A 15,810-nucleotide genomic window follows, 5' to 3' on the forward strand; every position below is an offset into this window, starting at 1 on the left:
TCAGGCTCACTCGGCCTTCGCGGTGATCTTGAGCTTGTTCACGAGTGCCTTCGGATCGGACGTGAGCATCACGTCCATCAGGCCGAAGCCCGAGGGGTTCTTCGGCTCGGCTTCGATGGTCAGCCTGCCGGGCTTTTCGATGAAGCGCGCGATGGCCTTGCCCAGTGCCTGGGCCTGCTCCGAATTGCCGATCATGCTCGAGAGCACGAGCGGCGTTGCGCCTGCGTAGAGCTTCCGCAGGGCCTCCGGCGAGGCGCCTTCCTCCTTCGCGGCATTGGCCAGATAGCGCTCGACCAGCCCCTTGTTCTCGATTGCGATGCGGGCGGCCTTCGCTTTGGCGCCGATCAGCGCGGCCGAGGCGGTCGCTTCGTCGGCGCTGAAGAGATCCGGGCTGACATTGCCGATAAGGCCGGTCATGCGCAGGCTTCCCATGTCCTTGCCGTCCATGGAGAGCTCCGTGATGGCGATCTCCTTCGAGGCCTCGTTCCAGCTGGCAGCGATCACCAGGGAGCCGTCGACGGACTTGTAGCCGAGCGACTGAAGCTGCTGGACGAGTTCGTCGTCGCTATCCCCCGGAAGGGCCGTGGAGAAGTCGCGCTGCTCGAAGCGGATATTCGTCGGGATGCCGTTGACGGGCTTGTCCGCCGTGAGCTCCATGAGGCCCAGAACGACGCGGATCCGCTCGTCGGGCTTGTCCTCGTCCTTGCTCGAAGCATCGATGTCGAGGCCCGTCATGCGCAATGTTCCGAGAGTGGGAACGAGGCTGCGCAGGGCCGCGCTGTCGAGGTCGGTCAGGGATCGGCTGTCGAGGGACTTGAGCCCTTCGATGGTCGGCGCAAGGGAGAAGCCCGAGAGGCTGATCGCGCCGACCTTGAGATGGCCGTCCGCGTCGCCGACGTCGATGCCCTCCATGCGCATTTCCGAGCGTTGCGCACCATTCGCGCCGGAATAGGCCAGGCGCGCGATGGAGCCCGTTCCCTTGTTGTCCTTCCCGTCACCCTTGAATGTGATTCCGGTGGCCTCTACGAGCCCTGCGTCGAAGGCGCCGAGAAGGTCGGCGGCGATATGCATGAGACGGGTCTGCTCTTCGGGCGTAGTCTCGCCCTTCTGAGCCAGCTCGTCGATGGCCGTGATCGTGCCGTTCCAGGAATCCCGCGTCGGACGGGCCATGATGTCCCGGCCACTGAGGCGGGCAACCTGGATGCCGTAGTCGCCACCGGCATCCCTCATGTCGATCTTCTCGATGGAGAAGGCGCCGTAAATTTTCGTCAGGGGGGCGGAGGCATCCTTCGTGTCGTAGAGTCTGACGAAGGCGGGCACATCGACGTCGCTCACGGAGATCCGCCCGTAGCTGATCAGGCTCTTGCCCTGGCTGCCCGTACCCTCGACCGCGCTGGCCTCGACCGTCGCGGAGGCGATCCGGCCCTGCGCGATATCCTTCAGCGCGACGTTCCGATGAAGAGAGGTCTGCGTGTCCTGGCCGATCTTCTGCGTGATCCTCAGCTCGGGAATGGTCACCTGCTTGGCGTCGATCCGGGCGAGCTTGTCGGCGAGCGGGCCGGATCCGGAGGAGAAGAGGCTTTCGATGTCGCCGCGGGGCACCGAGACGCCCGTGAACGTCACCTGCTTGGCTTCATAATCCGCGCCGCCCCAGCTGAAGCGGACGTTCTCCAGGGTGAAGCTGTCGAGGGTCTGGGCGAAGGCCGCGCTCCAGAGGGAGGTTCTCACGGCTCCGATGGAGACCTCGTGCGAGCCGCCGCCTGCGACGAGGTCGCGAAGGACCGTCGGCTCGAACCTCATGGCCGCCGTTCCGGCCACGAGGGCGAGTGCGCACACGCCTGAGCGGTGAAGAATCTTCATTGTCGGGATCCCGCAAAAAGCCGAAAGCCTGAAGGTTCGTTCCTTCAGGCCGGAATGTCTTCGCAAAAGGCTAATTCGGGCGACAAAGTTTCACAAGGAGCAAAGTTTCACAAGGAGAATGAGGTGCCGCAGCCGCAGGAGGCCGTGGCATGGGGGTTCTCGATCTTGAAGGACTGGCCGATCAGGTCGTCCACGAAGTCGATGACGGCGCCGTCCATGTATTGGATGGACACTTCGTCCACCACGACCCTGGCCCCGTCCTTCTCGATGAGGAGGTCGTCGTCCTGACGGGTTCGGTCCACGTCGAAGGCGTATTGGAACCCCGAACAGCCGCCTCCATTGACGCTGATTCTCAGCATCGAGCCTTCCGGCTCGGCTGTCATGATCTCATTGATGCGGCGGGCGGCGCGCTCGGTCAGGGAAATTCCAGTCATCGTACTTCCGGTCCTCATAAGGACATAAGAGCATTTTCAGGCGAAGTGGATACCGGTTCGCCGCCCGAAAATGCGATCGTACACTATATCCCTTGGTCATTTGCTGCCAAAACGGCAAATGACCAGAGCATCGGACCCAAAAGTGGACTCCACTTTTGGGATTGAATCCGATGCTCCTACTATAGAACAGCGCATCGTTTGAGCGGAATACCGGATCCACTTTTCCGCACGATGCGCTAGGGTCTTGGACAAGCTCTTAAGACAAGGTAAGTGCGCCCTGACAAGGCTTCAACCCGAGGATGATCCGTGCGGCCCTTTGGCGAGAGATGGCGAGCTCCCTATGCCTGCGACCCATGGGCGAGCCGTGGGAGACTTTACCCAACGGCAGTTTCGCCGACCCGCAGCGAATTCCAGCGGGACCGGGACCGGATCATCCATTCTTCGGCCTTCCGGCGGCTTAAGCATAAGACGCAGGTGTTCGTCTACCACGAGGGCGACCATTTCCGCACGCGCCTGACCCATACCATCGAGGTGAGCCAGATCGCGCGCGCCCTGGCCCGGTCGCTCGGTCTCGACGAGGACCTGGCCGAAGCCCTGGCGCTGTCACACGATCTCGGCCACACGCCGTTCGGCCATACGGGCGAGGACACGCTCGAGGAATGCATGGCCGGTTTCGGGGGCTTCGACCACAATGCCCAGGCGCTCCGGGTCGTCACACGCCTGGAACGCCGCTATCCGGATTACGACGGGCTCAACCTGACCTGGGAGACCCTGGAAGGGCTCGTGAAGCACAACGGCCCGCTGCTCGATGCCGAGGGCCGACCGACTCTGCGCTATGCGGCCCGGGGCGTGCCGCTCGCGATCATGGAATACAACGCGGTGCAGGATCTGGAGCTTGCCACTTTCGCCAGCGGCGAGGCCCAGGCCGCCGCGATCGCCGACGACATCGCCTATGACGCCCACGATATCGACGACGGCCTGAGGGCGGGCCTGTTCAGGATCGACGATCTGCGCGAGGTGCCGCTCCTCGATGAGATCCTGGCCGAGATCGACGTGCGCTGGCCGAATCTCGACCTGTCCCGGCGCATCCACGAACTGACTCGGCGGGTCATCACCCGCTTCGTGGAGGACGTGGTCGCGGAGGGGGACCGGCGGCTTTCGGCGCTGTCGCCCGAAAGCGCCGAGGAGATCCGCAGGGCCGGCGACACGATGGTCTGCTTCTCCAGGGAGACGAGCGAGGCGGACGCCGCCATCAAGCGCTTTCTCTATGCCCATATGTACCGGCACCCGGAGGTGATGCGGGTCCGCACCCAGGCGGACCAGGTCCTGCGGGACCTGTTCCGGCGCTTCAAGGCCGAGCCTGAGCTGATGCCGGAGGAATGGCAGGCGGATCTGCCGCGGGGGGACGAGCCCCGCCTCGCCCGCCGCGTCGCCGATTACATCGCCGGCATGACGGATCGGTATGCAATCCTCGAACACCGGCGTTTGTTTGACGTGACGCCGGACTTGCGTTAGGCGCGGCGAAGCCTTTTGAAAGCCGAGCCGCTTCCGGAGCGGTTTCGCGGCTGGGTCTGACCGGCCGTCCATTGAGATGAAGTGCCATGAACATTTTCGGGTTGTTTGAGAAGCGGGTCGCCGATGCCCTCGGCCGTCTGGCCGGGCAGGGCCAAATTCCATCGGGCCTGGATGTGAGCCGCGTCGTGGTCGAACCGCCGCGCGATCCGTCCCACGGCGATCTCGCCACCAACGCCGCCATGGTGCTCGCCAAGGAGGCGCGCATGAACCCGCGCGCGCTGGCCGAGCTGATCGCGGCCGATCTCAAGGACGATCCGCGCGTCACGCAGGTGGAGATCGCGGGTCCCGGCTTCATCAATATCCGCCTTGCGCCGCAGGTCATGCACGAGGTGCTGCGCGCCGCCGTGGTGGATACGGCCGGGTTCGGCCGGAGCGGGCAGGGGGGCGGCACCGCCGTCAACGTGGAATACGTCTCCGCCAACCCGACCGGCCCCATGCATGTGGGGCATTGCCGCGGCGCGGTGTTCGGCGATGCGCTCGCCGGACTTCTCGACTTCGCCGGCTACAAGGTGACCCGCGAGTACTACATCAACGATGCGGGCGCGCAGGTCGACGTGCTCGCCCGCTCGGCCTTTCTCCGCTACAGGGAGGCCCTCGGCCAGGATATCGGCGCGATCCCGGAGGGGCTCTATCCGGGGGATTATCTCAAGCCCGTCGGCGAGCGTCTCGCGAAGGAGTACGGCGAGGGCCTGCTCGGCAAGCCCGAGGCCGAGTGGCTCCCGCTCGTGCGCGAGGCGACCATCAACGCCATGATGGACATGATCCGCGACGATCTCGCGGTGCTCAACATCCATCACGACGTATTCTTCTCCGAACGCTCCCTGCAGCTCGGCCCCGACGGAGACCGCGTGAAGGAACTCATCACGGAGCTGCGCGGGCGCGATCTCGTCTATATGGGACGTCTGCCGCCTCCCAAGGGCCAGAAGGACGAGGATTGGGAGGATCGCGAGCAGCTCCTGTTCCGGGCGACGGCTTTCGGCGACGAGGTCGATCGTCCGCTGCTGAAGTCCGACGGCTCCTACACCTATTTCGCCTCCGACATCGCCTATCACCGGTCCAAGTACGACCGCGGCTTCGCTTCCATGATCGACGTCTGGGGCGCGGATCACGGCGGCTATGTGAAGCGCATGCAGGCGGCCGTGAAGGCCGTCACGGGCAACCAGGGCGACCTCGACGTCAAGCTCTGCCAGCTCGTCAAACTCCTTCGCGGCGGCGAGCCCGTGAAGATGTCGAAACGCTCCGGCGACTTCGTGACCCTGCGTGAGGTGGTGGATGAGGTGGGCCGCGATGCGACCCGCTTCATGATGATCTTCCGCAAGAACGACGCGACCTTGGATTTCGACCTCGCCAAGGTGGTCGAGCAGTCCAAGGACAACCCGGTCTTCTACGTGCAGTACGCCCATGCCCGCTGCGCCTCGGTGTTCCGTCAGGCGGCGGAGGCTTTCCCCGGGGAGGACTTCTCGGCGGCCCAGCTGGAGAAGGCCGATCTCGCGATTCTCGGCGACGAGGCGGAGATGGATCTCATCCACCGGATCGCCCAGTTCCCGCGCGTGGTGGAGGCGGCGGCCGAAGCTCACGAGCCGCATCGGGTCGCATTCTACCTCTACGACCTCGCCAGCGCCTTCCATAGCTTATGGAACAAGGGCAAAGACTTGCCGCAATTACGCTTTGTTAATCTAACTGATAAAGATTCAACGAAAGCGAGGCTTGCTCTCGTGCATGCCCTCAGGGGGGTGCTCGCATCCGGCCTCGCAATCTTGGGCGTCACGGCACCCGACGAGATGCGCTAATATTTTCCCATGCGGATCAACCGCTTGGGAAAGGCGTGTGCCGGATGCTGTCACGTCGTGCCGGCGGAGCGATGAGGGCTCCTGTCGCGTAACTGGAGAACCGGCGCATGAGCGAATCAGTGAAGCCCCGTTTTGCCGTCGATCTGAACGAGATCGAGCGGCACCTGGCCCAGGCGGGCTCCCATCCGTCCCAGCCCGCCGCCGCAACGCGCAACGACCCGTTGGCGGAATTGGCCAGGATCGTGGGCCAGGAAGACCCTTTTCAGGCCATTTTGGCCAATGACGGCGCGGCGCGGCCGCGTCAGCAGCCGTCGCCGATCGACGAACTGTTCGCTGCCCGCGACAATGTGACGCCCGCCGCCCGCCAGGCTCGGCCGCAGGCACAGGCTGAAGCGTTTGAAGTCTCGGCCTTCGACCGGGCCGGTTATGCGCGGACGGAGGCACCTCGCGGCCGGGCGTCGGCCTATGGCTATCAGCAGGCCGCTCCGGTTCAGCCGCAGGATTCCCATGATCAGGGAGCCTATGCGGACGAATATTACGACCAGGCCGACGGCTACGGTCAGGTGGATGGATATGGCCAGGCGGACGGCTACGGCCAGGATGATTACGCGCAACCTGACCGCCTCGACTATCCGGCAGTTCGCAAGCCCCGCTCCCGCAAGGGATTGGTGGCCGTGGGCGCAGTCCTCGGCGCGATCGCCGTGGTCGGCGCTGGTGCCTATCTCTTCATGGGTTCCTCCGGCCCCGTGGGCGGAGAGCCGATCCTGGTCCAGGCGACCAAGGCCCCGGTCAAGGTCCAGCCTCAGAACCCGGGCGGGGTCGAAATTCCGAACCAGAACAAGCAGATCTACGAGCGTACCCAGACCACCGACACCAAGGTGGTGAACCGCGAGGAGCAGCCCGTCGACGTCAAGCAGGCCATGCATTCGAACGGCTCCGCCATGGCGGACGCCACGGGTGCGACGGCCGCGAGCGCCGCATCCCAGAGCCGAGGCACGCCGAACAGTCTGAATCTCGGAGAGCCGCGCAAGGTCCGTACCGTCACGATCCGCCCCGATGGATCCATGGTCGGCGCTCCCGAGGCGCCGGGTGCCCGTCCGGCTTCCGCTGCCGCGCCTGCGATGACGATGCCGGCTACCGCTCAGCCGAAACCGGTTTCGCCCTCGGCGACGCCCGTAGCGGCGCCCGCCACGCCCTCGTCGGCGCCGAAGCCCACGCCGGCGGCAGCGACCCCTGTCAATCCGGTGCCTGCCGCTGCCCCCGCGCCGCAGAGGGTGGCCTCCGCTCAACCCATTCCCGTGGCCGCTCCCGCGGCGACCGATACGACGACCACGGCGGCCGGAGGCTATGCGGTCCAGCTCGGGCTGGCCAATTCGGAAAGCGCAGCCGAGACGGCCTTCGCCTCCTATCAGAGAAAGTACTCGGACCTCGAGGGATTGCCTTCTATGATCCGCAAGGCCGAGGTGAACGGCAACACGATCTTTCGCGTCCGGGTCGGACCCATGTCGCGGGAAGAGGCCTCCTCCCTCTGCTCCAAGTTGCAGGGACAGGGCGGTCAGTGCTTCGTGGCCAAGAACTGACGGCCCGTCTCGACGAGAAGACTTCTTGACCCCTTCCATCAAGGGACTTAAGGCGCGGGCATGAAAACCCGCGCCTTTATCGCTGGCTGCGCCGGCCATGAGCTGACCCCCGACGAGATCGCCTTCTTCAAGGAGGCGGCGCCCTGGGGGTTCATCCTGTTTCGCCGCAACGTCGACAGCCCCGAGCAGGTGAGGGCGCTCTGCGCCTCGCTGCGGGAGGCGGTCGGGCGCGAGGAGGCTCCCATTCTCATCGACCAGGAGGGCGGGCGGGTCCAGCGCCTGGGGCCGCCTCATTGGCCGAAATATCCGTCCGGCGCCGCCTATGGCGCCCTCCATGCCAACGACCCCCTCGTCCAGCGGGAGCTGGCCCGACTCGGCGCGCGGCTGATCGCCCATGATCTGCGCTCCGTCGGCGTGACCGTGGACTGCCTGCCCGTCCTCGACGTGCCGTCGCCCGGCGCGCACGACGTCATCGGAGACCGGGCCTACGGCAAGACGCCGGAGAAGGTGGCCATCCTGGGCCGCGCGGCCGCCGAAGGGCTCCTGGCCGGCGGCGTCCTGCCGGTGATCAAGCACATTCCCGGCCACGGCCGGGCCGGGGCCGACAGCCATCTGGCGCTGCCCGTCGTCGAGGCGACCCGCGAGGAGCTTGAGCGTCACGATTTCGCGCCGTTCCGCATGCTGACCGACATGCCGCTCGCGATGACCGCCCATGTGGTCTACACGGCGCTGGATCCGGAGCATCCCGCCACGACTTCCGCCGCGGTCATCCGGGACATCATCCGCGGCCATATCGGCTATGACGGCCTCCTGATGACCGACGACCTCTCCATGAAGGCCCTCTCCGGCTCCTTCCGGGAGAAGACGGAGGCCGCCTTTGCGGCAGGATGCGACATGGCCCTGCATTGCAACGGTCAGATGGAGGAGATGTCGGCCGTGGCCGAGGCATCCCCGGTTCTCGAGGGGGAGCCCCTGCGCCGGGCCGAGACCGCTCTGGCCCGGATCCGTCACGAGCCGGAGCCGCTCGATCCTGTGGATGCACGGGCAAGACTCGATGCCGCCCTTGCGGTGACGATGTAAGCGCCGCAAGCTCGAACCCGCTTCAGTAGAGTACGCCCCATGGCCAAGCCCTTACCGTTCGAGGACGTCGAGCCCACCGCCGAGCGCGCGGACAGCGAGCCCGCGCTTTTCGTCGACGTGGACGGGTTCGAGGGCCCGCTCGATCTTCTGCTGGAGCTTGCCCGCCGCCAGAAGGTCGATCTGCATCGCATCTCGATCCTGGCCCTGGCCGAGCAGTACATCGCCTTCATCGAAGAGGCGCGCCGCATGCGCCTGGAGCTGGCGGCCGATTACCTCGTCATGGCGGCCTGGCTTGCGTACCTGAAGTCCCGCCTTCTGCTGCCGGAGCCTCCCAAGGGCGAGGAGCCGAGCGCGGAGGATCTGGCGACCGCCCTGGCCCTGCGGCTGCGCCGCCTGGAGGCGATCCGCGAGGTCGCCAAGAGGCTCGGCGAACGGTCCCTCCTGGGCCGCGACGTCTTCGGCCGCGGCGCGCCCGAACCCGTGATCGTTCATAGGGACGCCCGCTACGAAGCCGGCCTCTACGAGTTGCTCAAGGCCTATGCGCAGCAACGGCAGGTGCAGTTCAACAGCCGGGTTTCCCTCCACAAGCGCAATGTCTGGTCACTGATTGACGCCCGTGACGCTCTGGAGCGCCTCGTCGGCCACCTCGATGACTGGGTGACGCTCGATACCTATCTGGTGGAGTACATGGTCGAGCCGTCCATGCGGCCCACCGTTCTGGCCTCGGCATTGTCCGCGACCCTCGAGATGGTCCGCGAGGGCAAGCTCACGATCAGGCAGGACGAAGCCTTCGCTCCGGTCTGGGTCAAATCCGTCGCCGACCCGGCCGAGACAGGAGCCCAACCATGATGGACGAAACGGCCGGCATGCAGGATGCCGGATCATCCGAAGAGACGTCGGTCGAGCGCCACGTGCCCGATCACGGCGAGGCGATGCGGATCGCCGAGGCTCTTCTGTTCGCCTCGGCCGCGCCGCTCAGCGCGGCCGAGCTGGCAGGTCGCCTGCCCGAAGGCGCCGATATCGATCAGATCCTGAAGGACCTCCAGGGGCTGTATGCGCTCCGGGGCGTCAACCTCGTCCGGGTGGCGGGCAAATGGGCCTTCCGCACGGCGAGCGATCTCGCCTTCGTACTGGCCCGCGACGTAGTCGAGCAGCGCAAGCTCTCCCGCGCCGCCATGGAGACCCTGTCGATCATCGCCTACCACCAGCCGGTCACCCGCGCGGAGATCGAGGAAATCCGCGGCGTCGCCACCTCCAAGGGGACTTTGGACCTGCTGCTGGAAACCGGATGGATCCGCCTTCGCGGCCGCCGCAAGGTGCCGGGGCGACCCGTCACCTACGGGACGACCCCTGCCTTCCTCGACCATTTCGGCCTGGACGCGATCGAGGACCTCCCGGGCCTCGAGGAGCTGAAGGGCGCGGGCTTCATCGAGGGCCGCGTTCCCTCCGACATGTCCGTGCCGGTCCCCTCGGATGCGGAGGCGCTGCGCGCGGACGAGGATCCCCTGGATCAGGACGAGCTGTTCCAGGAGCCACTCGAGATGCATCAGACGGTGATGGACGAGACGGGAAGGGAATGAGCGACAGGCCCCCAATCTCAGCGCGCGACCGGTTCAGGCTGCCCCGATGGGGGCAGCGCGGCACGGCCGGAGCGTCGATCCCGGCTCAGCTGGCGTTCGAGGATATCGTCCAGACCTATAGCTCGACCCAGGCGCTCAATGGAGTATCGCTGACTGTCGAGCCGGGTGAACTGGTCTGCCTCCTCGGGCATTCGGGCTGCGGCAAGACAACGCTCCTGCGCATCGCGGCGGGCGTGGAGGCGCCGACCTCCGGGCGGGTGCTGATGGACGGCCGGGAGGTCAGCGGGCCGAGAGGCTTCGTGGAGCCGGAGCGGCGCGGCATCGGCCTCATGTTCCAGGACTATGCGCTGTTTCCGCACATGACGATTCTGCAGAACGTGATGTTCGGGCTGAAAGATCTCTCGGCCTCGGAGGCCGACATCGCGGCCCGGCGGGCCCTGTCGCGCGTCGGGCTCGACCATTATGCGAGCGAGTTTCCGCATACCTTGTCCGGCGGCGAGCAGCAGCGCGTGGCGCTGGCGCGCTCCATCGCGCCCCGGCCCGGCGTGCTGCTCATGGACGAGCCGTTCTCCAATCTCGACAGGCGCATGCGCGACGCGATCCGTGATGAAACCGTCGCAATTCTGAGGGAAACAGGCGCGACGACCATCGTCGTCACGCACGACCCGGAGGAAGCCATGCGGATCGCCGACAGGATCGTGCTGATGCGGTCGGGCGGCATCGTGCAGCAGGGGACGGCGGAGGAGATCTATCGCAATCCCGTCAATCTCTTCGCCGCACGGTTTTTCTGCGACTTCAACGAGATCGAAGGTCAGGTGCGCAATCGGCAGGTCACGTGCCCGGTCGGCGTGTTCCCGGCTGCGCATTTGCCGGACGGTCCGGCCATCGTCTGCGTGCGCCCGCAGGGAGTGCGGCTGAAACCGCAAGGCTTCTGCCTGCCGGGGCGTGTGGTATCACGCCGCTTTCTCGGCGAGGTCGATTTGGTGCATATCGATGTGCAAGGAGTCGATCGTCCGCTCCAGGCCCGCGTTCACGATCTCGCGGGCGTGAAGGAAGGTCAGGATGTGGGCATCGATGTTGGACCAAAGGATGTCCTTGTTTTCGCCGCGTCCGACGCATAGGTTGGCCGCAAGTTGATATTCCGAAGCCGCGCCTTTCACGGCGCAGGAGGATTGCCATGGGTGGCGCTAGTATTTGGCATTGGATCGTTGTGGGTTTGATCGTTGTCCTGCTCTTCGGACGCGGCAAGATCTCCGACATGATGGGCGATGTCGCCAAGGGCATCAAGGCCTTCAAGAAGGGCATGGCCGAGGACGAGACTCCGAAGCCCGTGCAGCCCTCCGAGCCGGTGCGCACGCTCGATCATCAGGCCGGTACGCCGACGAATGCGGCGACGACGGATCACAAGATCGGTTGAGTTTCGAGTGGCAGCCACAGCCGTGGCTGCGGTGAGTAAAAGCAGGGTCGAGGCCGCGCCATGTTGGACATGAGCTGGGGTGAGGTCATGGTGATCGGCGCCGTCGCGTTGATCGTGATCGGCCCGAAAGATCTGCCGCGCGCCCTGCGGACGGTCGGACAGGTCACGGGGAAGCTGCGCCGCATGGCGGCGGAGTTTCAGGGGCAGTTCAACGAGGCCATGCGCGAGGCCGAGCTCGACGATGTCAAGAAGCAGCTCCAGGGCATGAACGACTCCGTCTCAAGTCTCAACAGCACGAGCTTTAATCCCATCCAGACGATCCGCGACGAGCTGAAGACGGCCATCGAGAAGCCTGAGACGGCGCCTGCACTCGCAATCGAGCCCGTGCCCGCAATCGAGCCTGCGCCAGTGGCGGATGTCCCTCCGCCGGTGGGGGACGCCGCCGCTCAGGCCATCGTGGAGGGGCGCGCGCCCGCGCCGTCCGAACCGCTGATCGATCTCCCGCCCCCGCCAGTGGACGACCCAGCCGAAGCCATTGCCGAATCCCTGCGCCGTGAGGCAGAGATCGAGGCACAGAAGGCGGCCGCTGCGGAAGCGGCCCCAGAGAAACCGGACGCAAAAGTCTGATGACCACCACCCCCGCCGACGAGGATGAGGTCGAGGCATCGCGCGCGCCTCTGATCGAACATCTGACCGAGCTGCGCTCGCGCCTGATCAAGGCGCTCGTGGCCTTCGTGATCATGTTCTTCATCTGCTTTGCCGGCGCGAAGTACATCTACAACGTCCTGGTCTGGCCGTACGTTTTCGCGGTCGGTTCGCCTGAACGGGCGCATCTCGTCTATACCCACGGCCTGGAATACCTGTTCACCCAAATCCAGGTGGCGGCCTTCGGAGCGGGCTTCCTGGCCTTCCCGGTCATCGCGGCGCAGATCTACAAGTTCGTGGCGCCGGGGCTCTACAAGAACGAGCGGCGCGCCTTCCTGCCTTATCTTGTCGCGACGCCGGTTCTCTTCGCCATCGGCGCGGCCTGCGTCTATTTCATCGCCATGCCCACGCTCATGCGCTTCTCGGTGGGCATGCAGCAGCTGGCGACAGCCAACGAGCCGGCCATCGAGTTCCTGCCCAAGGTCAGCGAGTACCTGTCGCTGATCATGACCCTGATCTTCGCCTTCGGCATCTGCTTCCAGCTGCCTGTGGTCCTGACCCTTCTGGCCCGGGCCGGAATCATCGATTCGCAATTCCTGAAGAGCAGACGGCGCTACGCCATCGTGATCGTCTTCGTGCTCGCGGCCGTGCTGACCCCTCCGGACGTGATCAGCCAGTTCTCCCTTGCCGTCCCGACTTTGCTTCTTTACGAGGCGTCCATCTTCTCCGTCCGCATGGTCGAGAAGAGGCGTGCGGAGGCCGAGGCCGCGCGCGCGGCGGAAGGATAAGGCTCGAAGAGCTTCCGGTCGGCCGCTCATCCTTGGCGTGAACAACAGGGGCGGTCGTGCCAGGGGCAGGGCCGGTCCATCCAGCAGGCTCGAGTCAGTCCCATGCACGACATCCGTTCCATCCGCGAGAACCCCGCGGCTTTCGACAAAGGCCTCCGGAACCGGGGCATGGAGCCCCTGTCCGAGCGCCTGATCGCTCTCGACGATGCCCGCAAAAGCGCCGTGTCGGCCCTGCAGGCCGCCACCGAACGGCGCAATGCCCTGTCGAAGGAGATCGGCCAGGCCAAGGCCAAGAAGGACGAGACCCGCGCGCAGGAGCTGATGGCCGAGGTCGCCCGCATCAAGGAATCGGTGCCGGGGCTGGAGGAGGCCGAGCGCACCGCCGACAGGGCCTTGTTCGAGGCTCTGGCCGCGATCCCGAACATCCCGAAGGAGGATGTGCCCGTCGGAGCGGACGAGCACGGCAATGTCGAGCGCCATCGCTTCGGCGCGCCGCCGGCGATCAACGACGCCAAGCAGCATTTCGAGATCGGCGAGGCCCTCGGCCTCATGGATTTCGAGACCGCCGCGAAGCTCTCGGGCTCCCGCTTCGTCGTTCTGAAAGGCCAGCTCGCACGACTGGAGCGTGCGCTCGGCCAGTTCATGATCGACCTGCACACCAACGAGCACGGCTACATGGAAGTGAACCCGCCGCTGCTGGTGCGGGACGACACCATGTTCGGCACCGCGCAGCTGCCGAAATTCGAGGACGATCAGTTCTGGGCGTTCCCGGGAAATTCTCTCGAGCAGGCTCTCAGCGCCGCCTTTGAAGGCCAGCCGCGCGAGGCGGTCCGCAAGATCATCAAGGACACCCGCTACGGCATGATCCCGACGGCGGAAGTCACCCTCACCAATCTGGTGCGCGAGCAGATCCTCTCCGAGGAGGAACTGCCGCTGCGCTTCACTGCGCTCACGCCGAGCTTCCGCGCGGAGGCAGGGTCCGCCGGCCGCGACACGCGCGGCATGATCCGCCAGCACCAGTTCGTGAAATGCGAGCTCGTCTCGATCACGACGCCGGAGACCTCCGCGGACGAGCACGAGCGCATGCTCACCTGCGCCGAGAACGTCCTGAAGAAGCTGGAGCTGCCGTTCCGTACCATGACGCTCTGCACGGGCGACATGGGCTTCTCCTCGACCAAGACCTACGACATCGAGGTCTGGCTGCCGGGGCAGGGGATGTATCGCGAGATTTCGAGCTGCTCGGTCTGCTCCGATTTCCAGGCGCGCCGCATGAACGCCCGCTACCGCTCGCCCTCCGAGAAATCGCCGCGCTTCGTGCACACGCTCAATGGTTCGGGCCTTGCGGTCGGCCGCACGCTCGTGGCCGTTCTGGAAAACTATCAGAACGGGGACGGCAGCGTGACGGTCCCGGCCGTCCTGCAGCCCTATATGGGCGGTGTGACCCGCATCGAGCGGCAGGCCTGACATGCGCATTCTCTGCACCAACGATGACGGCATCCATGCTCCGGGCCTGAAGGCCCTGGAGGCCATCGCACGCGCATTGTCCGACGATGTGTGGGTCGTGGCGCCCGAGACGGACCAGAGCGGCGTCGCGCACTCGCTTTCGCTCAACGATCCGCTGCGCCTGCGCGAGATTTCCGACCGGCACTTCGCCGTGAAGGGAACGCCCACGGATTGCGTGATCATGGGCGTGCGCGAACTGATGCGCGAGCACAAGCCGGACCTCATCCTGTCCGGCGTCAACCGCGGGCAGAACGCGGCCGAGGACGTGACCTATTCGGGAACGGTCGCCGGGGCGATCGAGGGCACGCTCCTGGGCATTCCCTCCATCGCGTTGTCCCAGGCCTACAGCGCGGGGAACCGCAACGCCCTGAAATGGCACTGTGCCGAGCATCACGGCCCCAAGGTCATCCGCAAGATCCTCGAGACGGGCATCGAGAGCGGCATTCTCGTCAACGTGAACTTCCCGGATTGCGAGCCCGACGATGTCCAGGGCACGGCGGTGGTCCACCAGGGGCAGCGCACGCAGGAGCTTCTGCGGCTCGATGCGCGGCTCGACGGGCGGGGCAACCCCTATTACTGGATCGCCTTCGAGCGCGGCCCGTTCACACCCGGTAACGGAACGGATCTCTGGGCGCTCGCCAACAGGCGCATTGCGGTCACGCCCCTGCGCATCGACATGACCGACGAGCCGACGCTGACCCGCTACGCGCAGGCCTTCGGCTGAGAGGGGCCGCGATGAGCCAGGAGCCCTTCTTCTCCGAAGCGGAAAGCCGCAGCGAGCAGGAGGCCATCGGCGTTGCATCCTTCATCCTGTCCCTGCGGGCGAAAGGCATTCGCGACACGGCGCTGCTCAGGGCCATGGAGCTCGTGCCGCGCGACGTGTTCGCTCCGCGCCGCTTCCGCGATTTGTCCCGCACCGACGTAGCCCTGCCGCTGCCGTGCGGTCAGACGATGACCGCGCCGGGCACCGTGGCGACCATGCTCCTGGCGCTGGGGCTCGCGTCGGGACAGCGCATTCTCGAAATCGGCACCGGCACCGGCTATGTGAGCGCGCTCATGGCGCATCGCGGGGCGGACGTGACCACGGTCGAGCGCTTCAACACCCTCGCCGAGAGCGCGCGACAGCATCTGAACATCGTCGAGGCGGGCAGGGTGCGCGTGGAGGTGGGGGACGGCCTTGCCGCGCGCGTGCGCGATCGGTTCGATCGCATCCTGCTCAACGGCGCATGGCCCGACATCCCGGCGACGCTGACCTCACTGCTCGGCCCCGGCGGGCGTCTCGTGGGCGCGCTGGCAGAAGAGGGCACGCCGCGCCTCGTTCAGATCGACCGCCTTCAGGATGGGGAGTTCAGCCGGAACCTGGGCGGGCCCTTGCGGATTTCCAGGCTGGTCGCAGGCATTGCGGCAACACTCTGATCGAACCGAAAAAATTTCGCGACACGGTTACGACATTTTTCGTGGCGTCAACCGTTGCTTAACCTGAACAGCCTTTTAATGCCCCCATCAAGTTGCGTGCGGTTGGGGTAATTGAGTCATGCGTTTGCGTGTGTGTGATGGG

The 15,810-nt window shown here is 65.7% G+C and carries 15 protein-coding genes; 13 read left to right on the forward strand and 2 right to left on the reverse strand.

The window, feature by feature from the left end; translation table 11 throughout:
- Positions 1–6: 6 nt before the first annotated feature.
- Positions 7–1,860 (reverse strand): hypothetical protein, encoded by a 1,854-nt coding sequence (locus AB8841_RS16775; protein ID WP_370436966.1) that lies wholly within the window; start codon positions 1,858–1,860, stop codon positions 7–9.
- A gap of 107 nt (positions 1,861–1,967) precedes the next feature.
- Entirely contained in the window at positions 1,968–2,294 is a 327-nt protein-coding gene (gene erpA / locus AB8841_RS16780) for an iron-sulfur cluster insertion protein ErpA (RefSeq protein WP_370436967.1), read from the reverse strand.
- A 306-nt stretch (positions 2,295–2,600) separates the two neighbouring features.
- Here erpA and AB8841_RS16785 point away from each other — a divergent pair, with 306 nt between their 5' ends.
- The 13 genes from AB8841_RS16785 to AB8841_RS16845 all read left to right on the forward strand — a co-directional run bounded on the left by AB8841_RS16785 (position 2,601) and on the right by AB8841_RS16845 (position 15,668).
- Complete coding sequence (locus tag AB8841_RS16785; protein WP_370436968.1) at positions 2,601–3,809, forward strand: deoxyguanosinetriphosphate triphosphohydrolase; 1,209 nt, start codon at positions 2,601–2,603, stop codon at positions 3,807–3,809.
- 86 nt (positions 3,810–3,895) lie between these two features.
- Positions 3,896–5,659 carry an arginine--tRNA ligase gene (gene argS, locus AB8841_RS16790; RefSeq protein ID WP_370436969.1) on the forward strand — a complete coding sequence of 588 codons (1,764 nt, stop codon included), beginning with the start codon at positions 3,896–3,898 and terminating at the stop codon, positions 5,657–5,659.
- A gap of 107 nt (positions 5,660–5,766) precedes the next feature.
- On the forward strand, positions 5,767–7,239 hold the full coding sequence (locus tag AB8841_RS16795; RefSeq protein WP_370436970.1) for an SPOR domain-containing protein: 1,473 nt from the start codon (positions 5,767–5,769) through the stop codon (positions 7,237–7,239).
- Positions 7,240–7,299: 60 nt separating this feature from the next.
- Positions 7,300–8,319 (forward strand): beta-N-acetylhexosaminidase, encoded by a 1,020-nt coding sequence (gene nagZ, locus AB8841_RS16800; protein WP_370436971.1) that lies wholly within the window; start codon positions 7,300–7,302, stop codon positions 8,317–8,319.
- Positions 8,320–8,358: 39 nt separating this feature from the next.
- Positions 8,359–9,168 (forward strand): ScpA family protein, encoded by an 810-nt coding sequence (locus AB8841_RS16805; RefSeq protein ID WP_370436972.1) that lies wholly within the window; start codon positions 8,359–8,361, stop codon positions 9,166–9,168.
- Positions 9,168–9,899 carry an SMC-Scp complex subunit ScpB gene (gene scpB / locus AB8841_RS16810; RefSeq protein ID WP_370439286.1) on the forward strand — a complete coding sequence of 244 codons (732 nt, stop codon included), beginning with the start codon at positions 9,168–9,170 and terminating at the stop codon, positions 9,897–9,899. The genes AB8841_RS16805 and scpB overlap by 1 nt, the downstream gene beginning before the upstream one ends.
- Entirely contained in the window at positions 9,896–11,020 is a 1,125-nt protein-coding gene (locus AB8841_RS16815; RefSeq protein ID WP_370436973.1) for an ABC transporter ATP-binding protein, read from the forward strand. The genes scpB and AB8841_RS16815 overlap by 4 nt, the downstream gene beginning before the upstream one ends.
- A 56-nt stretch (positions 11,021–11,076) precedes the next feature.
- Positions 11,077–11,316: a twin-arginine translocase TatA/TatE family subunit gene (locus AB8841_RS16820; RefSeq protein ID WP_370436974.1), complete on the forward strand. Its 240-nt coding sequence runs from the start codon at positions 11,077–11,079 to the stop codon at positions 11,314–11,316.
- 60 nt (positions 11,317–11,376) lie between these two features.
- The gene (gene tatB / locus AB8841_RS16825; RefSeq protein ID WP_370436975.1) at positions 11,377–11,943 is read left to right on the forward strand and encodes a Sec-independent protein translocase protein TatB; all 567 of its coding nucleotides are present in this window, start codon (positions 11,377–11,379) and stop codon (positions 11,941–11,943) included.
- The gene (tatC, locus tag AB8841_RS16830) at positions 11,943–12,749 is read left to right on the forward strand and encodes a twin-arginine translocase subunit TatC (RefSeq protein WP_370436976.1); all 807 of its coding nucleotides are present in this window, start codon (positions 11,943–11,945) and stop codon (positions 12,747–12,749) included. Before tatB ends, tatC begins: the two co-directional genes overlap by 1 nt.
- Before the next feature lie 102 nt (positions 12,750–12,851).
- Positions 12,852–14,213: a serine--tRNA ligase gene (gene serS, locus AB8841_RS16835; RefSeq protein WP_370436977.1), complete on the forward strand. Its 1,362-nt coding sequence runs from the start codon at positions 12,852–12,854 to the stop codon at positions 14,211–14,213.
- Between the two features lies 1 nt (position 14,214).
- Positions 14,215–14,976: a 5'/3'-nucleotidase SurE gene (gene surE / locus AB8841_RS16840; protein WP_370436978.1), complete on the forward strand. Its 762-nt coding sequence runs from the start codon at positions 14,215–14,217 to the stop codon at positions 14,974–14,976.
- A gap of 11 nt (positions 14,977–14,987) precedes the next feature.
- Positions 14,988–15,668 (forward strand): protein-L-isoaspartate O-methyltransferase, encoded by a 681-nt coding sequence (locus AB8841_RS16845; protein ID WP_370436979.1) that lies wholly within the window; start codon positions 14,988–14,990, stop codon positions 15,666–15,668.
- The last annotated feature ends 142 nt before the right edge of the window (positions 15,669–15,810 follow it).

Source organism: Microvirga sp. TS319 (genome assembly GCF_041276405.1).
In the GTDB taxonomy this organism is placed as follows: domain Bacteria; phylum Pseudomonadota; class Alphaproteobacteria; order Rhizobiales; family Beijerinckiaceae; genus Microvirga.

What these genes read in the sequence shown, in the direction of transcription:
- AB8841_RS16775 (WP_370436966.1), bottom strand. Translation starts at nt 1,860, where the DNA reads ATGAAGATTCTTCACCGCTCAGGCGTGTGCGCACTCGCCCTCGTGGCC.
- erpA (WP_370436967.1), bottom strand. Translation starts at nt 2,294, where the DNA reads ATGACTGGAATTTCCCTGACCGAGCGCGCCGCCCGCCGCATCAATGAG.
- argS (WP_370436969.1), top strand. Translation starts at nt 3,896, where the DNA reads ATGAACATTTTCGGGTTGTTTGAGAAGCGGGTCGCCGATGCCCTCGGC.
- AB8841_RS16795 (WP_370436970.1), top strand. Translation starts at nt 5,767, where the DNA reads ATGAGCGAATCAGTGAAGCCCCGTTTTGCCGTCGATCTGAACGAGATC.
- nagZ (WP_370436971.1), top strand. Translation starts at nt 7,300, where the DNA reads ATGAAAACCCGCGCCTTTATCGCTGGCTGCGCCGGCCATGAGCTGACC.
- AB8841_RS16805 (WP_370436972.1), top strand. Translation starts at nt 8,359, where the DNA reads ATGGCCAAGCCCTTACCGTTCGAGGACGTCGAGCCCACCGCCGAGCGC.
- scpB (WP_370439286.1), top strand. Translation starts at nt 9,168, where the DNA reads ATGGACGAAACGGCCGGCATGCAGGATGCCGGATCATCCGAAGAGACG.
- AB8841_RS16815 (WP_370436973.1), top strand. Translation starts at nt 9,896, where the DNA reads ATGAGCGACAGGCCCCCAATCTCAGCGCGCGACCGGTTCAGGCTGCCC.
- AB8841_RS16820 (WP_370436974.1), top strand. Translation starts at nt 11,077, where the DNA reads ATGGGTGGCGCTAGTATTTGGCATTGGATCGTTGTGGGTTTGATCGTT.
- tatB (WP_370436975.1), top strand. Translation starts at nt 11,377, where the DNA reads ATGTTGGACATGAGCTGGGGTGAGGTCATGGTGATCGGCGCCGTCGCG.
- tatC (WP_370436976.1), top strand. Translation starts at nt 11,943, where the DNA reads ATGACCACCACCCCCGCCGACGAGGATGAGGTCGAGGCATCGCGCGCG.
- serS (WP_370436977.1), top strand. Translation starts at nt 12,852, where the DNA reads ATGCACGACATCCGTTCCATCCGCGAGAACCCCGCGGCTTTCGACAAA.
- surE (WP_370436978.1), top strand. Translation starts at nt 14,215, where the DNA reads ATGCGCATTCTCTGCACCAACGATGACGGCATCCATGCTCCGGGCCTG.
- AB8841_RS16845 (WP_370436979.1), top strand. Translation starts at nt 14,988, where the DNA reads ATGAGCCAGGAGCCCTTCTTCTCCGAAGCGGAAAGCCGCAGCGAGCAG.